This is a genomic window from Candidatus Infernicultor aquiphilus (assembly GCF_002784285.1).
Lineage (GTDB): Bacteria > Atribacterota > Phoenicimicrobiia > Phoenicimicrobiales > Phoenicimicrobiaceae > Infernicultor > Infernicultor aquiphilus.
In genome coordinates, this window is sequence record NZ_PFKO01000329.1 from 1 (window position 1) to 1,349 (window position 1,349).

The 1,349-nt window shown below is 33.1% G+C and carries 4 protein-coding genes; all 4 read left to right on the forward strand.

The genetic code is table 11. The features are described from left to right. The first annotated feature begins 289 nt into the window (after positions 1-289). A complete protein-coding gene (locus COZ07_RS09150; RefSeq protein ID WP_406608259.1) occupies positions 290-535 on the forward strand; it encodes a DUF433 domain-containing protein in 246 nt (81 codons plus the stop codon). Between the two features lie 150 nt (positions 536-685). Continuing rightward, the gene (locus COZ07_RS09155) at positions 686-898 is read left to right on the forward strand and encodes a type II toxin-antitoxin system HicB family antitoxin (protein ID WP_406608260.1); all 213 of its coding nucleotides are present in this window, start codon (positions 686-688) and stop codon (positions 896-898) included. Further along, the gene (locus COZ07_RS09160) at positions 895-1,131 is read left to right on the forward strand and encodes a type II toxin-antitoxin system HicA family toxin (protein WP_406608261.1); all 237 of its coding nucleotides are present in this window, start codon (positions 895-897) and stop codon (positions 1,129-1,131) included. Before COZ07_RS09155 ends, COZ07_RS09160 begins: the two co-directional genes overlap by 4 nt. A gap of 75 nt (positions 1,132-1,206) precedes the next feature. Next, positions 1,207-1,349: type II toxin-antitoxin system HicB family antitoxin (locus COZ07_RS09165; RefSeq protein ID WP_406608262.1), on the forward strand; the 143-nt coding region annotated here is incomplete at its 3' end.

The window sequence follows — 1,349 nt, forward strand, 5'->3', positions numbered from 1 at the left end:
TAAAAAATGCAAAAGAAGCAATACTTTGCTATTTAGAAGGAATGGAGAAGGTTAATGAGATAAAAGATAAACCAGGGCTTATTGCTAAAGAAGTAGAAGTAGAGGTTACTAATTTGTAGGGGTTTGATTCATCGAACCCGCAATAAATATAAGTGTCATGGAGGAGCAAAGCAAGCCTGCCCCTGCGAAAGCAGGGGAAGCAATCTCTAATTTATTGAACTCGTAATTAAAATGGGTCAGATAAATCTGACCCCTAAAAAGTAAAGCAAAGTAATAGAGGGCAAATACTATGTCTCAAGAAAATTTATCAAAAAGAATAGAGATAAATCCCAGGATAATGTTGGGAAAACCTATTATTAAAGGAACGAGAATTCCGATAGAAATAATATTACGGAAACTTTCTCAAAATATTTCTATTGATAAAATTCTCCAGGAGTATCCACGTCTTACCAGTAAAGATATTCAAGCGGCCTTAGCGTATGCAGCAGAATCAGTTCATGGAGAAGAAGTTCATTTGCTAAAAGTGGCAAAGTAAATTATGAAATTTCTTATTGATGAGAGTGTAGAAAAACCAAAAGATTAATACTAATCGGTAGAGTGATAAAACATTTTTACGGGAATAACAAAAGAAGAAAGCGGGAATCCACAAGTAGTGAGAAATTGTTAGAAACAGGAGAAATTTATTATGAAGTATAGAATTTTGATTGAGCAGGATGAAGATGGGATATTTGTTGCTGAATGTCCTTCTTTACCTGGATGTATTTCTCAGGGCAAGAGCAGAAAAGAAGTTTTAATAAACATTCAAGATGCAATTAAGGGATATTTAGAGAGTTTAAAAAAACATAATGAACCCGTTCCACCATCTATCAGAGAAGAGATTGTTGAGGTTGCAAATTGAGAGGTTTACCAATAATATCAGGAAAGGATCTTTGTAAGATATTAGAGGAAATTGGTTATATTAGGGATCACCAGACAGGGAGTCATATTATTTTAAGGAATAAAAAGTCTCCTTATCGTAGATTAACTGTCCCAAATCACAAAGAAATCGCCAAAGGTACTTTAAGAGCTATTATACGTCAAGTTGGATTGTCTTTAAATGAATTTAAAAAATTGTTAGAGTATAAAAAATAAAAAAGTAATGTCATTCCCATGAAAATGGGAATCCAGAATTAGGGGAAAGTTAATATAAAATAGGAGAAAATATATATGAAATTTATAGTGGTTTTAGAACCAGCTGAAGAAGGAGGATTTAATGTCTCTATTCCTGCACTTGATGGTTGTTTCACTCAAGGGGAAAATGAAGAAGAGGCCTTAAAAAATGCAAAAGAAGCAATACTTTGCTATTTAGA